Origin of the sequence: Clostridium sp. D46t1_190503_E9, from assembly GCF_015555225.1 — a bacterium.
GTDB lineage: Bacteria > Bacillota > Clostridia > Clostridiales > Clostridiaceae > Clostridium.
Window position 1 is genome coordinate 142177 of record NZ_JADNKB010000004.1, and the last position, 17507, is coordinate 159683.

Annotated in this window: 14 protein-coding genes; 12 read left to right on the forward strand and 2 right to left on the reverse strand. The window is 29.1% G+C overall.

Going from position 1 to position 17507, the window contains the following annotated elements:
• Nucleotides 1-161: 161 nt before the first annotated feature.
• Nucleotides 162-869, reverse strand: coding sequence for a GDSL-type esterase/lipase family protein (locus tag I2E83_RS06115; protein ID WP_207738480.1), 708 nt, complete (start codon nucleotides 867-869; stop codon nucleotides 162-164).
• Between the two features lie 187 nt (nucleotides 870-1056).
• Between I2E83_RS06115 and I2E83_RS06120 the strand changes: the two genes are divergently transcribed.
• The 9 genes from I2E83_RS06120 (at nucleotide 1057) to I2E83_RS06160 (ending at nucleotide 11708) form a co-directional block, all read left to right on the forward strand.
• Nucleotides 1057-1926 carry an AraC family transcriptional regulator gene (locus tag I2E83_RS06120; protein ID WP_195429039.1) on the forward strand — a complete coding sequence of 290 codons (870 nt, stop codon included), beginning with the start codon at nucleotides 1057-1059 and terminating at the stop codon, nucleotides 1924-1926.
• 327 nt (nucleotides 1927-2253) lie between these two features.
• Complete coding sequence (locus I2E83_RS06125) at nucleotides 2254-3591, forward strand: sugar ABC transporter substrate-binding protein (protein ID WP_195429040.1); 1338 nt, start codon at nucleotides 2254-2256, stop codon at nucleotides 3589-3591.
• Nucleotides 3592-3687: 96 nt separating this feature from the next.
• Nucleotides 3688-4575: a sugar ABC transporter permease gene (locus I2E83_RS06130; RefSeq protein WP_195429042.1), complete on the forward strand. Its 888-nt coding sequence runs from the start codon at nucleotides 3688-3690 to the stop codon at nucleotides 4573-4575.
• A complete protein-coding gene (locus I2E83_RS06135) occupies nucleotides 4575-5408 on the forward strand; it encodes a carbohydrate ABC transporter permease (protein WP_195429044.1) in 834 nt (277 codons plus the stop codon). The genes I2E83_RS06130 and I2E83_RS06135 overlap by 1 nt, the downstream gene beginning before the upstream one ends.
• 25 nt (nucleotides 5409-5433) lie before the next feature.
• Nucleotides 5434-6543 (forward strand): Gfo/Idh/MocA family oxidoreductase, encoded by a 1110-nt coding sequence (locus tag I2E83_RS06140; RefSeq protein WP_195429045.1) that lies wholly within the window; start codon nucleotides 5434-5436, stop codon nucleotides 6541-6543.
• A gap of 57 nt (nucleotides 6544-6600) precedes the next feature.
• On the forward strand, nucleotides 6601-8928 hold the full coding sequence (locus I2E83_RS06145) for a sialidase domain-containing protein (RefSeq protein WP_195429046.1): 2328 nt from the start codon (nucleotides 6601-6603) through the stop codon (nucleotides 8926-8928).
• A gap of 30 nt (nucleotides 8929-8958) precedes the next feature.
• Complete coding sequence (locus I2E83_RS06150) at nucleotides 8959-9873, forward strand: dihydrodipicolinate synthase family protein (RefSeq protein WP_195429047.1); 915 nt, start codon at nucleotides 8959-8961, stop codon at nucleotides 9871-9873.
• Between the two features lie 293 nt (nucleotides 9874-10166).
• Nucleotides 10167-11192, forward strand: coding sequence for an IS1595 family transposase (locus I2E83_RS06155; RefSeq protein WP_047002333.1), 1026 nt, complete (start codon nucleotides 10167-10169; stop codon nucleotides 11190-11192).
• A 105-nt stretch (nucleotides 11193-11297) separates the two neighbouring features.
• A complete protein-coding gene (locus tag I2E83_RS06160) occupies nucleotides 11298-11708 on the forward strand; it encodes a hypothetical protein (protein ID WP_047002332.1) in 411 nt (136 codons plus the stop codon).
• Between the two features lie 311 nt (nucleotides 11709-12019).
• Here the strand turns inward: I2E83_RS06160 and I2E83_RS06165 are convergent, their stop codons facing one another.
• A complete protein-coding gene (locus I2E83_RS06165; protein ID WP_195263724.1) occupies nucleotides 12020-12172 on the reverse strand; it encodes a zinc-ribbon domain-containing protein in 153 nt (50 codons plus the stop codon).
• 532 nt (nucleotides 12173-12704) lie between these two features.
• Here I2E83_RS06165 and I2E83_RS06170 point away from each other — a divergent pair.
• The 3 genes from I2E83_RS06170 to I2E83_RS06180 all read left to right on the forward strand — a co-directional run bounded on the left by I2E83_RS06170 (nucleotide 12705) and on the right by I2E83_RS06180 (nucleotide 17039).
• Nucleotides 12705-13547 (forward strand): PRD domain-containing protein, encoded by an 843-nt coding sequence (locus tag I2E83_RS06170; RefSeq protein WP_195429048.1) that lies wholly within the window; start codon nucleotides 12705-12707, stop codon nucleotides 13545-13547.
• Between the two features lie 194 nt (nucleotides 13548-13741).
• Nucleotides 13742-15583: a beta-glucoside-specific PTS transporter subunit IIABC gene (locus I2E83_RS06175; RefSeq protein WP_195429049.1), complete on the forward strand. Its 1842-nt coding sequence runs from the start codon at nucleotides 13742-13744 to the stop codon at nucleotides 15581-15583.
• Nucleotides 15584-15605: 22 nt separating this feature from the next.
• Nucleotides 15606-17039 (forward strand): 6-phospho-beta-glucosidase, encoded by a 1434-nt coding sequence (locus I2E83_RS06180; protein ID WP_195263728.1) that lies wholly within the window; start codon nucleotides 15606-15608, stop codon nucleotides 17037-17039.
• The last annotated feature ends 468 nt before the right edge of the window (nucleotides 17040-17507 follow it).

The following is a 17507-nucleotide window of genomic DNA, read 5'->3' on the forward strand; positions in this document are numbered from 1 at the left end:
TTTTTATATCTCTTATGAATTCATTTATAGTACTTCCATCTCCACGTTTACTCATTGTGCAATCTAGAGAAATAGTATCTGTATCAGCTGAAAGAAGCTCATCTATTTCTTTTATTTTTTTATATCTAATGTTTTTTATACTTCATAGATGAAAATACACTTTAGATGATTATATTTTGTTTTTTTAATGTATTTTTTAATACTGTAGCCATAATGTTATAACCATTTGCATTGGGATGAAGACCATCATATGTAATGCCTTCAAGGAGTAAATTTGTGCCTGGGACTACAGTTGTATGATAATAATCAACATAAATGAGGTTTTTTTCTTTGCTATAACTATATAGAAAATCATTAAAGTCACAAATAAATTTTTTTCGTTGTTCCTCACACAATGAAATTGGAATATTAATAGGTAATAAAGAAACTATGATAGGCATTGAAGATGTCTTATCAAATTGTTCGATAATATCTATATAATTTTTTTGGGCTTTTGTTAAAACATCATTATAGGGAAGCGAGGGTAGTTTTCTCCAATAATCACCTTCTAAATCTAAGGAATCATTAATTCCTATACCAATGATACAGTGTTTCGGAGATAATTGTAGGGCATCAGCCCAGAGTCTTTGGGATAAATAGGTAGTAGTATCTCCACTTATTCCCCGATTAATAATTAGTTGTTCGGGTTTGTTAAAATATGCATTTAGCTCCCAATAATGAGTAATAGAATCTCCTATAAAGAGAAAATCAGGTTTTAATTTGTTTTCTATTAGAGTATGATTTTTTATATCAAATTCTTTTCTACAGGCATCGGCAGCTACATTTAATGAAAAATACCCAGGACTATCATATTTATGACCAACTTTCATAACTATAAAAACTTCCTCCTTTCAATAAAAATTAATGCTTATATTTTGAATTATAGTATTAAGAGAAATTTTTATAAATAGGTTAAATGAGTAATTATAGGACAAAACAACTAAATTATAATTGAATTAAATAACATAATATACTATAATTGTTGTAATATTCTGTATAATAAGGTGGGGATTACTCATGAATAATTCATTTATTAATTCTATAAGATTTAATTTTCTATATATTGATAGATATTCCTTTGGAAAGTCCTGGGTATATCCAGAAAGCTATTTACCTTATGGTATGCTAAGATACATTATAAATGGAAATGCTATATTCTTTATTGACGGGAGAGAATTTAAAGTGAAGGAAGGAGATATTGTTTATCTTCCAGTTGGATGTAAATTATCTTGTCATGCACTTAACGACGATTTTTCTTTTTATAGTATAAGATTTGCAACATCAGTGAATTATGATGGAGGAGATTTACTAACAGATTATTTTCATATACCCACAGTAATTCATGATATAAATGATGAAGCTAGAATGTATTTTGAAAAAATGTATAAATGTATAAAGGAAGATCGTGATTCAAGGATGTTTTGGGTTAGGGGATATCTGGAATTAATTATAGGATATGTTATTGATAAAGGTAAGAGCAGTATTGATAGAAAAGAGCTAATTGAAGAAGAAGAATTTTCTTTAGAAAGAATTAAAAAGAGAATAAGAAAATCTGATGTTAATTTAGATCCAAGAATACAGGTTGTTGTAGACTATATAATTTTACATCCTACAGAGCAATATACAATTTCAAAAATGAGCAGGATGGCTGAGCTAAGTGAATCAAGATTTAGAACATTATTTAAACAGCAAGTTGGGAAAAATCCTTTAGAATATTTAAATGAAATAAGAGTTATGACCGCTGCAAGAAAGCTATTGATTTCAGGAGATAATATAAGTGATATAGCATATGAAGTAGGATATGAAGATGCAAATTATTTTAGTAGAATATTTAAAAAATACTTTTGTATTACTCCAAAACAATATAGGGATAATGCTAAAGAATAACTATATAATAGTTAATTTATCCTATAAAAAATAGAAATTTGCATTGTGTAAAATTTAAATTGAAAGCATAATTTGTAAATTTATTCTTAAATATAATATAAATATTGATAAAAAGAGCATTTGTATTGATACAAGAGCTTTTTTTTTATCAAAATATAAATATAAAGTAATAGAAAATAGTACTTAAGTTAGGAGACAAAAAGAGTAATAAAAAATTGTTTTATGCTAATATTTAATGTTTTTTATGTGGAAAAGTGAAAAGTGGTAATATATACTAAGTTTATAAGTAAAGCTTTACAAAGGACTTCATTATCAAGGAGGATAAAAATGAGAAAAAGATTATTAGGCATTATGTTAACGGTGATTATGGGGGCAACGTTACTTGTAGGGTGTGGAGGAAACTCTTCTAAGGGTAGTGTAACTGAAGCTGAACCAGGAAAATTAAAGGGAGAAATTACATTTTGGCATTCTTTTACACAAGGAGCAAGATTGGATACTATACAAGAAGTGGCGGATCAATTTATGAAAGATAATCCTGATGTAAAGATTAATATTGAAACTTTTTCTTGGGGAGATTTTTATACAAAGTGGACAACCGGTCTTGCTTCAGGAAATGTACCAGATATGAGTACGGCTCTACCAGGTTATGTTGTTGAAATGATGGATGCTGAAGCAATTATTCCAGTAGATGATGTCATTGATAGTATTGGTCGAGATAAATTTTCTAAAGCATCATTGACAGAAGGAGAATTAGGTGGAAGTCATTATTCATTACCTTTATACTCTCATGCACAAGTAATGTGGTATAGAAAAGATTTATTAGAAGCAGCAGGACTTGAAGTTCCTAAGACCTGGGAGGAATTTGCAAAGGCTACTAAGGTTTTAACTACTAATGATGTTTATGGATGTTCATTCCCTACTGGATCTAAAGATTTAATGGGGACAAGATTCTTAAACTTCTATGTACGTAGTGCAGGGGGAAGCCTTTTAACAGATGATTTAAAAGCGGATCTTACAAGTGATTTAGCTATAGATGGTATTAATTATTGGCTTGACATTTATAGGAGTTCATCACCAAAAGATTCTGTTAACTATACAGTTCTTGACCAAGCAACATTGTTCTATCAAGGAAAGACTGCTTTTGACTTTAATTCTGGATTCCAAATAGGTGGTGTAGCCGCAAATTCACCGGATTTAGTTGATAAAATTGATTGTGCTCCAATTCCAAAAGTTAATGCGGATGATCCTGATTATGGAATTGAAACCTCAAATATTCCAATAGTGATTTGGAAGAAATCAAAGTATCCAGAAATATGTAAGGCATTTATAGAAAAGTTGTATGAAAAAGAAAATTATATTAAATTCTTAGAAGCAACACCTGTAGGTATGCTACCTGCTATTAAGGGAATTTCGGATACTGAAGAATATAAATCAAATGCAACAGTTAAGAAGTTTTCAAATGCTGTTGATGTTATTAGTACAGCTGTTGATAAAGGAACTGCTATAGGATTTGAACATGGACCAAGTGTAGAAGCAGGTTTATTAACATCACAAGGAATTATTGAATCTATGTTCCAAGATATTATTACAAATGGAACAGATGTTAAAAAAGCAGCTCAAACTGCCGAAGATAAATTAAACGAGTTATTTAGTACAGTAAATTAATATGAATTTTAAATTATGGAGCTGTCGCACAATTAAAAATAAAAAATAGGTGCCTGCGACAGCCTTATAATTTAAGAAAGGGTGGAGAGGTTGTTTGTGAAAGTAAAAGCAAAAAAAGATTATGTAAGATGGGTGTTTGTACTTCCGGCTCTTATTATAGTAGGAGTATTGTTGATTTATCCTATATTTTCCAGTATGTATTATAGTTTAACAACAAAGCATTTAATTAAGCAATCATATGATTTCATAGGATTACAAAACTATATAGCAGTTTTAAAAGATCCAGATTTCTTAAAAGCATTTATTATATCAATTTTATGGACAATAGTATCTTTGCTTGGACAGTTATTTATAGGGTTTACATCTGCTTTAGCAATTAATAGAGTAAAACATTTAAAAGGTTTTTACCGTACATTATTAATTATTCCTTGGGCATTTCCTTCTATAGTAATAGCTTTATCTTGGAAATGGATGCTTAATGGAGTATCAGGATTTGTACCTAATATACTTGTACAATTAGGATTTACTAGTACTTTGCCACAATTTTTAAGTGATGCTAATTTAGTTTTACCAACTTTATTTTTTATAAATATATGGTTTGGAGCGCCAATGATAATGGTAAATGTACTTTCAGCATTACAGACAATACCACAAGACCAGTATGAGGCAGCGCAAATTGATGGTGCATCAAAAGGTCAACAGTTTAGATTTATTACTATGCCGCATATAAAAACAGTAATTGGATTACTTGTAGTATTGCGTACAATTTGGATATTTAATAATTTTGATTTAATTTATTTAATTACAGGTGGTGGACCTGCAAATGCGACAACAACAGTACCAATATATGCTTATAATATGGGCTGGGGTACGAAGCTATTAGGAAAATCATCAGCGATAACTATTTTATTGTTATTATTCTTATTACTTATATGTGCAGCTTATTTTACTATTATAAGAAAATGGGAAAGGGAGGATAAATAATGATAAGTAAAAAAGATAAGTTTGGAAATTTTATGTGTCATATATATCTTATAATTTTAACTATTATAGCGGTTTTCCCATTATTATGGATAGTACTTTCTTCTGTTAAAACATCAGGGGAATTAACAGCAAATCCTACAAGTTTTTTGCCAAAGAACTTTACTTTAGAGAATTTTATTCATGTAATTAAAGATTTAGGGTTTGCTGTAAATATTAAAAATAGTTTATTAATTTCTCTTATAACTACTTTAATAGCAATTGCAATTTCCGCAATGGCTGCTTATGGTATCGTAAGATTTTTCCCTAAGTTTGGAAATGTTATGTCTAAACTATTAGTTACTACATATATGTTTCCACCAATTTTATTAGCAATTCCATATTCATTGGTAATGGCAAAGATTGGTCTTACTAATACAAGGATAGGATTAGTAATAGTTTATCTTTCATTTAGTGTACCATATGCTGTTTGGATGCTGGTTGGATTTTTTAAGACTGTTCCAATAGGAATAGAAGAGGCAGCTAAAATTGATGGAGCAGACAAGCTACAAACCTTTGTAAGAATAGTTCTTCCGTTGGTTATGCCAGGAATAGTAGCTACAGCAATTTATACTTTTATAAATGCATGGAATGAGTTTTTATATTCGTTAATTTTAATAAATAGTACTGATAGAATGACTGTTTCGGTTGCACTTAGATCATTACAAGGAGCGGAAATTCTTTCATGGGGTGATATGATGGCAGCATCAACACTTGTAGTAGTACCATCAATAATTTTCTTTATGTTTATTCAAAGAAAAATTGCAGCTGGAATGACTGATGGATCAGTAAAATAAATAATATAAAAATGGAGGGTAAATTATGAAGAATATAGGTTATGCAATAGTAGGAACAGGATATTTTGGTGCTGAATTAGCGCGTATTATGAAAGAGCAAGAAGGAGCTAAGGTTGTAGCAGTACTAGATCCAGAAAATGCAGAAACAATAGCTAAAGAATTAGGATGCGATCTAGAAACTGACTTAGATACTATGTATAGTAGAGATGATGTAGAGGCTGTTATTGTAGCAACACCAAACTATCTACACAAAGAGCCAGTTATTAAAGCAGCAGAATATGGAATCCATGTATTTTGTGAAAAACCAATAGCTTTAAGTTATGAAGATTGTGATGAAATGGTTAGTATTTGTCAAGAAAAAGGCGTAATATTTATGGCTGGACATGTAATGAATTTCTTTAGAAGTGTAAGACATGCTAAGAAATTAATTAATGAAGGTGTATTAGGAGATGTACTTTATTGCCATTCGGCTAGAAATGGATGGGAAGAGCCTCAATCAAGTATATCATGGAAAAAGATTCGAGAAAAATCAGGGGGACACTTATATCATCATATTCATGAATTAGATTGTATACAATTTATTATGGGGACACCAGAAGAAGTAACTATGGTAGGTGGAAATGTAGCTCACTCAGGTGAACAATTTGGTGATGAAGATGATATGTTATTTATTACATTGCAATTCCCAAATAATAGATATGCTTTATTAGAATATGGATCAGCATTCCACTGGCCAGAACATTATGTATTAATTCAAGGAACAAAAGGTGCCATTAGAATTGATATGAAGGATGTTGCTATGACAGTAAAAACTAAAAATGGAGAAGAAACATATCTTGTTCATGAAAGAAAGGAAGAAGATGATGAGCGTACAAAAATTTACCATGGAACAGAAATGGATGGAGCTATAATGTATGGTAAACCAGGAAAGTTACCTCCAAAGTGGTTACATGGAATTATGAAAAATGAAATGAAATATTTTAATGAGATTTTACATGGAAAAGATGTTGATGATGAATTTAAACCATTATTAACAGGGAAAGCAGCTAGAGCAGCAATTGCTACTGCAGATGCATTAACTAAATCTCGTTATGAAAATAGAAAAGTAAATCTAAATGAGATTATTTTTAAATAAATAGATATTACAGTGTAGTTGTGGACTGAGAATATAAATAAAATTGAGGAGAAGATTATGTATAATTTAATAAAAAGATCAATATCTACTATTGCTTTATCAACATTAGCGATTACTTCTTTACCTACTTATAGTGTATCAAGTCAAACTACAGAAGAGTATGGAGCAAGAAAATATTTTATAAATAACAATATAGAAAATATAAAAAATATAGAAAATAAATCTTTTGATTTGATACAAAATTTAAATACTAAAATATTAGAAAAAGAAAATATAGAGACTCTAAGTGGAACGGTTGTAGATTTTACTAAAGAGGCTACATTTACATCAAATTCAACTATTCCTAATGGATTAATTATTGAAAAAAGTAATATTAATATTACAGCAGGAAAAGGTTATGACTTGAGTTCTGAAATGGGCTCGGAATATGTAAAAGCTTTAGAAAAAGGAACAATAATTGTTTCTTATAAATCAACAAGTAATAATAGTATACAGTCATTAGTAAGCATTGGAAATAATACTAGCGGGAATAGAGATAGATATTTCCATATTTATATTACTAATACAGGTGAAGTGGGAATGGAACTTAGAAATACAGATAGTGTATTAAAATATACGTTAGGTAGACCAGCATCTGTAAGGTCAATTTATAAAAATAATCTTGTATTTAACACAATTGCATTTAAAGCAGATCCAAACAATAAACAATATAAATTATTTGCCAATGGTGAATTACTTGCGACTTTAAATACCGATGTATATAAGTTTATAAATGATATTACAGGTGTAAATAATGTTATGTTAGGTGGGACTGTTAGAGATGGAGTTATAGCATACCCATTTGGAGGAACAATTGGAAATGTGAAAATTTATAATGAGATTTTAACTGATGAAGCTCTTAAGGCCGAAACTGGAGTAACAACATATGGAAAAAATATTTTTTATGCTGGTGATAGTACTAAATCTAATTATTTTAGAATACCATCATTATTATCTTTAAGTTCAGGAACTGTTGTATCAGCTGCTGATGCAAGATATGGTGGAACACATGATTCTAAAAGTAATATAGATATTGCATTTTCAAAGAGTCTAGATGGAGGTATAACATGGAAAGATCCAACAATACCATTACAATTTAATGATTATGTTGCAAAAAATATTGATTGGCCACGTGATTCAGTAGGGAAAAATGTTCAAATTCAAGGAAGTGCATCTTTTATTGATCCAGTATTACTAGAAGATAAGGAAACAAAGAGATTGTTTATTTTTGCAGATGCTATGCCTGCTGGAATAGGAAGTTCTAATGCATCAACGGGATCAGGATATAAGGATATTGCTGGTAAGAAATATATGAAGTTAAGATGGCACCAAGATGGAAGTTCAACTTATAATTATTCCATCCGTGAAAATGGTGTAATATATAATGATGTAACTAACCTGCCTACAGAGTATAAAATTGATGGAGACTATAATTTATATAAAAATGGAATCGCATTATTATGTAAACAATATGACTATAATTTTAGTGGTACAACTCTATTGGAAACAGCTACAAATGTTGATGTTAACATGAATGTATTTTATAAAGATTCTCTATTTAAAGTATTTCCAACAACATATTTAGCAATGAAGTATAGCGATGATGAAGGTGAAACTTGGTCTAATTTGAATATTGTAAGTAGCTTTAAACCGGAAAATTCTAAATTCTTAGTTTTAGGGCCAGGTGTTGGAAAACAAATTTCAAAGGGACAGTATAAAGGAAGATTAATCGTACCACTATATTCAAGTTCATATGCTGAGCTTGGTTTTATGTATAGTGATGATCATGGACAAACTTGGAATTATGTAGCAGCAGACAATAGGAACACTGGATCTACAGCAGAAGCACAAATTGTTGAAATGCCTGATGGATCTCTTAAGTCATATTTGCGTACTGGGTCTGGAGTTATAGCAGAAGTCACAAGTATTAATGGAGGAGAAACTTGGAGCGATAGAGTAACTGTACCTAATATGCACACTACTTCATATGGAACTCAACTATCAGTTATTAATTATTCGGGGCTGATTGATGGAAAAGAAGCCATTATTCTATCAGCACCAGATTCAAGTAGTGCACGTAGAAATGGAAAGGTATGGATAGGTTTAATTAATGATACAGGTGCTTCAGGAATAAATAAATATTCTATTGAATGGAAATATTGTTATTCAGTAGATAGTTCAAATATGGGATATTCATATTCTTGTCTTACAGAATTACCTAATGGAGATATTGGATTACTATATGAGAAGTATGATTCTTGGTCTCGTAATGAATTGCATCTTAAAAATATATTAAAATATGAAACATTTTCAATTAATGAGTTAAAGCAACCTATATCTAACTAAAATTAGTAGAAAATATTAAGGAGAAGATTTATGAGAAATTTAAAAAAGTATAAAGGTATAATACCAGCCTTTTATGCTTGTTATGATGATGAGGGAAAAATAAGTCCAGAACGCACACAGATGTTTACTCAATACTTAATAGATAAAGGAGTAAAAGGTCTTTATGTTTGTGGATCTTCAGGAGAATGTATATATCAAAGTAAGGAAGAAAGAAAAATAACATTAGAAAATGTAATGAAAGTTGCAAAAGGAAAAATTACTATAATAGCTCATGTAGGATGTAACAATACTAGAGATAGTGAAGAACTTGCAGAACATGCAGAAAGTATAGGGGTAGATGCTATAGCATCTATTCCCCCAATTTACTTCCATTTACCTGATTATTCAATTGCTGAATATTGGAATGATATAAGTAGTGCTGCACCAAATACTGATTTTATTATATATAATATTCCACAATTAGCAGGAGTTAGCTTAGGAATTAATTTATATAAGCAAATGCTTAAAAATCCAAGAGTAATTGGGGTAAAGAATTCTTCAATGCCAGTACAGGATATTCAAATGTTTAATGATTTAGCAGGTGAAGAAAGTATAATATTTAACGGGCCAGATGAACAGTTTGTTGCTGGACGTATAATGGGAGCTGATGGAGGAATTGGTGGTACTTATGCAGTTATGCCAGAATTGTTTCTTGCAGCTGATAAAGCTTTAGGTGAAGGGGATTTAAAAAAAGCTCAAGATATTCAATATAAGATTAATAGAATTATATATGAGATGTGTTCCTGTCATGGAAATCTTTATGGAGTAATGAAAGAGATACTAAAGGAAAATGGAATTAATATTGGAGGAGTAAGAAAGCCACTTACTGCAATAATAGAGTCCGATAAAAATAAAATTAAAATATGTAGTGAATTGATCAATGATGCTATAGGAAGTTTGATTTAATTTATAAAAAGATTATAGGTTAAGTAATTAAATTTTCTAATATTGCAATAGGTACTTTAATATGAATTTTCAAGAGTGTTCAAGGAATTGGACACTCTTTTTATAAAATTTATTTCTATATAACTAATACTATAGTGTTAGTTATAGTTATTGTTGATAATTTGAATATTATATATTTTTTCATATAGTATTAGTTTTAATAATTGGCTCTGTTTTATTTAAATGTTGATATTTGAGTAATCTTTTTAAAATAAGGGTATAATATTAATATAAACAGTTGTGGAGGTTCAATTATGGCAAATGTATCATCTATATTAACAGAAATTCAAAAATTATCTTTATATCAACAAAAAGAAATTCTATCTCAGTTAGAAGAACTACTTATTTTAGGCTCTCAAGTTAATGAAATAACTAAAGATGTTAAAGAAATTAGATTTTCTAAGGGGAAAGTATGCTCTCATTGTAGTTGTGAAAATATATCAAGAAATGGTAAATATAATAATAAACAAAGATACATTTGCAAAAATTGTGGAAGAACATTTACTGATTTTACTAACTCTGCAACATATAAAAGTAAGAAACCTTTAGACAAATGGTTAAAATATGCTAAGTGCATGTTAAATGGCTATTCAATAAGAAAATGTGCTGAAATAGTTGAAATAAATATAGCAACGAGTTTCTTTTGGAGACATAAAATACTTAATTGTATAAGTGATTTTCTTGGTGTAGGTTCTGTTGATGGTGTAGTTGAGGCAGATGAAGTATTTTTTGCTTATTCATATAAAGGAACTAAACCTATAAATATGCCAAGACCTTCTCGCAAAAGAGGTAAGCAGGTTAAGAAAAGAGGTATCTCTAAAGAACAAGTTTGTGTAGGTACCGCTCTTGATAGGCAAGGTAACTTAATTATAGAGTTGTTATGTACTGGAAGAATGACCTCAGAAGAGTTAAAAAGACTTTATACTAATCGTATAGGAGAAGACTCTATTCTTTGTACTGACAGCCACAAAAGCTACATGCAATTTGCAGAGGATATGAAGTTACAACATAAGAGAATCAAAAGTGGTAAGCATAAAGAAGATATATATCATATTCAACATATAAATAGCCTACATTCTAATCTAAAAAGATGGATGAGTAGGTTTAATGGTGTTTCAACAAAATACCTTAACAACTATATGAAATGGCATAAATGGCTAAATACATTTAGTTCAGAAAAAGAATCTATTAGAGTTAAAAACTTTATTGTTCATAGTAATATATCTCATAATTATACTAAAATAAAGGAATTTAAAAATATTCGACCAATATTCATATAATATTTTGAAAATAATGGAATTGTAAAGATGAATTAATATATAATAAATATATATATTAAAGCTATTAAACACATAATTTTTAATAGATTAATGGAGGGATTATTTATGAGAAAATTTAAGATATTGATACTATCTTTACTAAGCATCTTTATACTTTATGGCTGTAAAGATACCAATGATAATTTATTAAGAGGATTCTATCAAAGTGAGATAACTACAGATGGACATATTGTTCAAGTGTCTGTACAGCCCCAAGAAAATAGTTTTGTAGAGTATATCGACAATAGAGAAGTTAATAGTGGGACTTATGAAAAGCTATCTACCGATAAATATAAATTAGTTGGGGACAAACGAACTATCGAAATTGTTTTAGACAAAAACAACTCTTTTGAAATTCTTATAAAAAAAATCAATAAAGGGAATTCAATAAAGATGAAGAACATAGGGGCAACACCAGGGTATTTTGCGACAGAATTTGATGATGTTGAAGAATACAAGAAACTGTTAGAAGATTAATTTAAAATTATCAATAGTAAAAGCCCAGTAATTTTAGAATTACTGGGCTTTTAAAATGTAATACATTATCAACAATATTTTAAAACAGAGCCTAATAATTAAAAAATATAAATATAAATATTAACAATTTGTAGAAGGTTAGTTATAGCTACATTATAAGATATGGACTTTTACTGATAAAGCAACTTAGGCTCTTTTTTCTTTAGATACAATTTACTTAGAATAATTTTTAATAAAAATATATAACTATAAATAGTGGAGAAGATAATAAAAAAGCTATAGTTTTCACTATAGCTTATAACAATCTAAAATTATCTTCTATTTTGTTCTTTTCTAGCTCTTCTACAAGAAATACATCTTGTTGGCTCGTTATCGAATCCTTTTTCTTTATAGAATTCTTGTTCTCCTACTGAAAAAATGAATTCGCTTCCGCAATCTCTGCATGTTATTGTTTTATCTGACATATATAGTCCTCCTAAAATTAAAGATTCGAATTTGATAATAATCTCTAATTTTGAGAAACTAATTATCGAAATGAAACTTTTTTATTTTGTTAGCAACTTGCTACTCATTTATAATAACATAGATACAAATATAATACAAATAGTATTTGTTGGCAATATTGATTATTTTCTGAAAGTTTTAAAATAAATTATTATATAATTACAACAAAGAATTAGTATAAAACTACAATTTACTTCTTATATATGTCATTAGTATAAGTATTGCTAATTTTACTAAGGGTAACTTATTTACTTATGATTAAAGGACAATTAATATGAAATTAAGTATAAATATATAATTTCTTTGTAATAAATTTAGATGGTATTTGTATATTTTTTATTGACAATGAATAAGTTTTCATTTATACTTTAAGTATAGTTTGAATATGGATCGTTACTGACGAATTTTGATCAGGCGTGACCGGGAATAATGATATGCTTAATTTATGTATATCAGTATTTTGGGTCTTTTTTTATTGTTTTGGAGGTAGTTATGCGTATTAAGAAGGTGTTTAATAATAATGTAGTACTTGTTATAGATGACCTTGGAAAAGAGCAAATCGTTATGGGAAAAGGCATAGGATTTCAAAAGTTTCCAAAGGATTTAATAGATAGTAAAAAAATAGAAAAAAGATTTATATTTAATGATAAAGAATCTTTAAATGATCTTTATACATTATTAGGAAGAATACCTTTAAATGATGTAGAGCTTGCTAGTGAAATAATTGAAATGGGAAAAGAGGCTCTTGGATATGAATTAAATGATACGATTTTAATTACTTTATCTGATCATATTAGCTATATGTTAAAAAGAATAGATGATGGATTATTTTTTAGAAACCCACTTCAATGGGAGATAAAGCAAATATATCCTGAAGAATATGAATTCTCTAAAAGGGCTGTTGATTACCTAAGAGTAAAAACTGGTAAGAACATCCCAGATTCAGAAGTAGCTTTTATAACAATACATTTTGCAAATGCTCATTTAGAAACAGATAATATGGAAGAAACATTATTATTAACCAAAATAATAGATAGTATATTAGATATTATAAAATATAACTATGGAATAGAAATGAATGAGTATTCTTTTGATTATACAAGGTTTATATCACATTTACGTTGTTTTATAAGTAGACAACTTAAAAATGAAAGCGTCAATGTTGATACATCTTTATTGGAAATTGTAAAGATTAAATATCCAGAGGATTTTAAATGTGCTAAAAAGATTAAAATGTTTCTTGAAGTAACTTATAAATGGAACATAAGTGAAAATGAATTGTTGTATTTAACTTTACATTTAAATAGATTGTCTAGTATTAGTAAGAAAAAATAAATATTTGTAGGATCGTTACTGGTTTAGCAGGCGTGACCTAAGTTTAAGAGATTATATTATAGAATTAGATATACGTTAGTTATTTTATTTAGAAATTATACTAATTGTATTTTTGTATATCTAATTTGTATTAATTAGCATCTCTAAAAACTTAGGTCTTTTTTTATATATAAATTTTGGAGGGGAGATTTAAAATGAAGTTTGAAAGAGAAGCCGAAGAAATAATAAAATTAGTTGGAGGAAAAGACAATGTAATAAGTTTAGTGCATTGCGCTACAAGATTACGCTTTAAGCTTAAGAGCACTTCTGTTGCTAATAAAGCAGAATTAGAAAAAATGAAAGATGTCTTATCTGTTGTAAATAGTGGTGGACAATATCAAGTGGTAATTGGTAATAAGGTTACTGATTATTATGATACTATCACAAAAAAATTAGGATTAAAGGATAGTTCTTCTAATGAAAAAGGAGAAAAGGTATCATTAGTTTCTATGATTTTTGAAACTATATCAGGAGCATTTTCACCATTAATACCAGCTTTAGCAGGAGCAGGTATGGTAAAGGCATTATTAACTGTATTAACATCATTTGGATGGATGTCTGATTCAACTACTACTTATGCTATTTTATCAGCAGCTGGAAATGGAGTATTCTACTTATTACCTGTATTCTTAGGAATAACTTTAGCTAAGAAGCTTGGAGGTAATATGTTTGTTGGAGGAGCTATTGGTGCAGCACTTTTAGATCCTAGCTACACAGGATTAATTGGATCAGAAGGTATTGTAGACTTTTTAGGATTAAAAGTAACACCTATTGATTATGCATCAAGTGTATTCCCAATATTCGTATCAATATTTATTTACTACTGGGTTGATAAATTATTAAAGAAGATAATTTTAAAAGACTTACAATTATTCTTAGTACCAATGTTTTCACTATTAATTATGGTTCCTTTAACAGTTATTCTATTTGGACCATTTGGAACAACTGTTGGTGATGTTATTTCTAATGCCGTTATGTGGTTAATTGATAAGAGTCATATATTAGCAGGTATAGTTTTAGGTGCAGGTATGCCTTTCTTAGCAGTATTTGGACTTCACTGGGGATTTACTCCTATTACATTACAAAATCTTGCAACTACAGGAGGAGATCCAATTGAAGGAGCAGCAGTTGCAGCAGTATTTGCACAAATTGGTATAGCTTTAGGTTTATTCTTAAGATCAAAAAGACATACTCAATTAAAATCATTAACAGGTTCAACTGCTTTAACAGGAATATTAGCAGGTGTAACTGAGCCAATAATTTATGGAGTTATTTTAAGATATAGAAGAACTATTCCAATTTTAGCTATTGCAGGTGGTGTTGGTGGTGCTATTTGCGGTGCATTTGGAGTTACTTGTAATGCTTATGTATTCCACAACATTTTCTCAGCTCCAGTTTACACTCCATTTATAGGATATGTACTTGGTGTTGGAACAGCATTAATTCTTGGTACAGTACTAGCATTCATGTTTGGATTAAAAGAAGAAGAAATTAAAGAAATGGAATCAGAAACATCAGCTGTTATTAAAGAGGATGATAATAAAATTGAAGAATTAGTATCACCAATTAAAGGAGAGCAAATTAATTTATCAGAAGTTGAAGATGAAGTTTTTGCATCAGGTGCTGTAGGTGTAGGAATGGCAATTGTTCCATCAAAAGGAGAGGTTGTATCACCTGTTGATGGAGTTGTTTCAACTATATTCCCAACAAAACATGCTATAGGAATTGTATCTGATAATGGAACAGAAATATTAATTCATGTTGGATTAAATACTGTTTCCTTAGATGGAAAATATTATGACTTAAATGTTAATTCTGGAGATAAGGTTAAAAAAGGACAAAAGCTTCTTTCTTTTGATATTGATGGAATTAAGAAAGAAGGATATAGCACAGTTACTCCAGTATTAGTTACAAATTCAAGTGATTTAGCAGATGTAATTATAATTGAAAATAAAGAAATTGAAGAAAATGATTCAATTATAAAGGTTGTTCACTAAGATTTACGGAGGTATTTAAAACATGGGATTATCAAAAGACTTTCTATGGGGTGGAGCTGTGGCAGCTCATCAAGTTGAAGGTGGTTATAATAAAGGTGGAAAAGGACTAAGTATTGCAGATGTTATGACAGCAGGAACTCATACTATTCCAAGAAAAATAACTGATGGTATCATCGAAGGAAATTATTATCCAAATCATGATGGAATTAATTTTTATGAAAACTATAAAGATGATATTAAATTATTTGCTGAAATGGGATTTAAATGCTTTAGAACAAGTATAGCTTGGACTAGAATATTCCCAAATGGTGATGAGTTAGAGCCAAATGAAGAAGGTTTAAAGTTTTATGATGATTTATTTGATGAACTATTAAAATATAACATTGAACCTGTAATAACATTGAGTCATTTTGAGATGCCATATAATTTAGTGAAAAATTATGGTGGATGGCGTAATCGTAAGTTAATTGATTTCTTTGTAAGATTTTGTGAAGTTGTGATGAAGAGATACAAGGATAAAGTTAAGTATTGGATGACTTTTAATGAAATAAATAACCAAACTATAACTACAAATCCAATTTATGCATTTACTAACTCTGGAATAATTTATAAAGAAGATGAAAATAAAGAAGAAGTTATGTATCAAGCTGCTCATTATGAATTTGTAGCTAGTGCAAAAGTTGTTAAGATAGGACATGAAATTAATCCAAACTTCATGATTGGATGTATGGTTGCAGCAATGCCAAGTTATCCTTATTCATGCAATCCAGATGATATAATGAAGGCAGAAGAAGCAAATAGAGAACAACTTATGTTTACAGATGTTCATGTTCGTGGAAGATATCCAAAGCATACATTAAAGTTATGGGAAAGAAATAATTTCAAATTAGATATAACTAAAGAAGATGAAGAAATTCTAAAAGAGGGAACAGTTGATTTTATTGGATGTAGCTATTATTTAACAACAGTAGTAACAGCAAATAAAGAACTGAAGAGAACAGGAAATGATTCAGCAGGTAAGGCTGATGTTGTAGAAAATCCATATTTAAAAACATCTGAATGGGGATGGACTATTGATCCAGTTGGATTAAGATTTTATTTAAATCAACTATACGATAAGTATGAAATCCCAATTTTTATAGTAGAAAATGGGTTTGGAGCTGTTGATGTTCTTAAAGATGACTTAACAGTTGATGACGATAACAGAATTGAATACTTATCTAATCATATAGTTGAAATGAAAAAGGCTATAGAAATTGATGGTGTCGAAGTTATTGGTTATACAACTTGGGGATGCATTGATCCAATATCATTTACTACTGGAGAAATGAAAAAGAGATATGGTTTCATTTATGTAGATAGAAATAATGATGGTAGTGGATCATTAAAAAGATACAAAAAGAAATCTTTTGACTGGTATAAGAAAGTAATAGAATCTAATGGAGAGATTTTATAATAACAATGGAATATTAAACAGATGAGAATTGAAACTTTCATTTAGATATTGGGAAAAGAGTAGTATAATCCCCAAGGGAGTCGCGTTTCGCGACGACCTTGGGGATTATCAATTATTAAATACAATAATCAATATTTAATATGTATTATTTATAATTTTCTATATTACATAGATACAATTAATTGAAGTAGATAAGAAAAAACTTCCCATATGTTTGGGGAGTTTTTTACTTCCCTTTTAAATTGTAGTTGATGATGGAATAGCAATACCTCATGCTAAGCCAAGAAAATATGTTAATAGTTTTGGAATAACAATAGGCACTTTTAAAACTCCAATTGTATTTGCTAGTCATAAAAATGTCAGAATACTTATAACTATTGCTAGTGTTAGTAGTGAAAATCATATTGATTTAATAACACAAATAATGAAATTAATCGAGGATGAAAGTTTTATGGAACTTCTTCTTAA

What these genes read in the sequence shown, in the direction of transcription:
- I2E83_RS06115 (WP_207738480.1), bottom strand. Translation starts at nt 869, where the DNA reads ATGAAAGTTGGTCATAAATATGATAGTCCTGGGTATTTTTCATTAAAT.
- I2E83_RS06120 (WP_195429039.1), top strand. Translation starts at nt 1,057, where the DNA reads ATGAATAATTCATTTATTAATTCTATAAGATTTAATTTTCTATATATT.
- I2E83_RS06125 (WP_195429040.1), top strand. Translation starts at nt 2,254, where the DNA reads ATGAGAAAAAGATTATTAGGCATTATGTTAACGGTGATTATGGGGGCA.
- I2E83_RS06135 (WP_195429044.1), top strand. Translation starts at nt 4,575, where the DNA reads ATGATAAGTAAAAAAGATAAGTTTGGAAATTTTATGTGTCATATATAT.
- I2E83_RS06140 (WP_195429045.1), top strand. Translation starts at nt 5,434, where the DNA reads ATGAAGAATATAGGTTATGCAATAGTAGGAACAGGATATTTTGGTGCT.
- I2E83_RS06145 (WP_195429046.1), top strand. Translation starts at nt 6,601, where the DNA reads ATGTATAATTTAATAAAAAGATCAATATCTACTATTGCTTTATCAACA.
- I2E83_RS06150 (WP_195429047.1), top strand. Translation starts at nt 8,959, where the DNA reads ATGAGAAATTTAAAAAAGTATAAAGGTATAATACCAGCCTTTTATGCT.
- I2E83_RS06155 (WP_047002333.1), top strand. Translation starts at nt 10,167, where the DNA reads ATGGCAAATGTATCATCTATATTAACAGAAATTCAAAAATTATCTTTA.
- I2E83_RS06160 (WP_047002332.1), top strand. Translation starts at nt 11,298, where the DNA reads ATGAGAAAATTTAAGATATTGATACTATCTTTACTAAGCATCTTTATA.
- I2E83_RS06165 (WP_195263724.1), bottom strand. Translation starts at nt 12,172, where the DNA reads ATGTCAGATAAAACAATAACATGCAGAGATTGCGGAAGCGAATTCATT.
- I2E83_RS06170 (WP_195429048.1), top strand. Translation starts at nt 12,705, where the DNA reads ATGCGTATTAAGAAGGTGTTTAATAATAATGTAGTACTTGTTATAGAT.
- I2E83_RS06175 (WP_195429049.1), top strand. Translation starts at nt 13,742, where the DNA reads ATGAAGTTTGAAAGAGAAGCCGAAGAAATAATAAAATTAGTTGGAGGA.
- I2E83_RS06180 (WP_195263728.1), top strand. Translation starts at nt 15,606, where the DNA reads ATGGGATTATCAAAAGACTTTCTATGGGGTGGAGCTGTGGCAGCTCAT.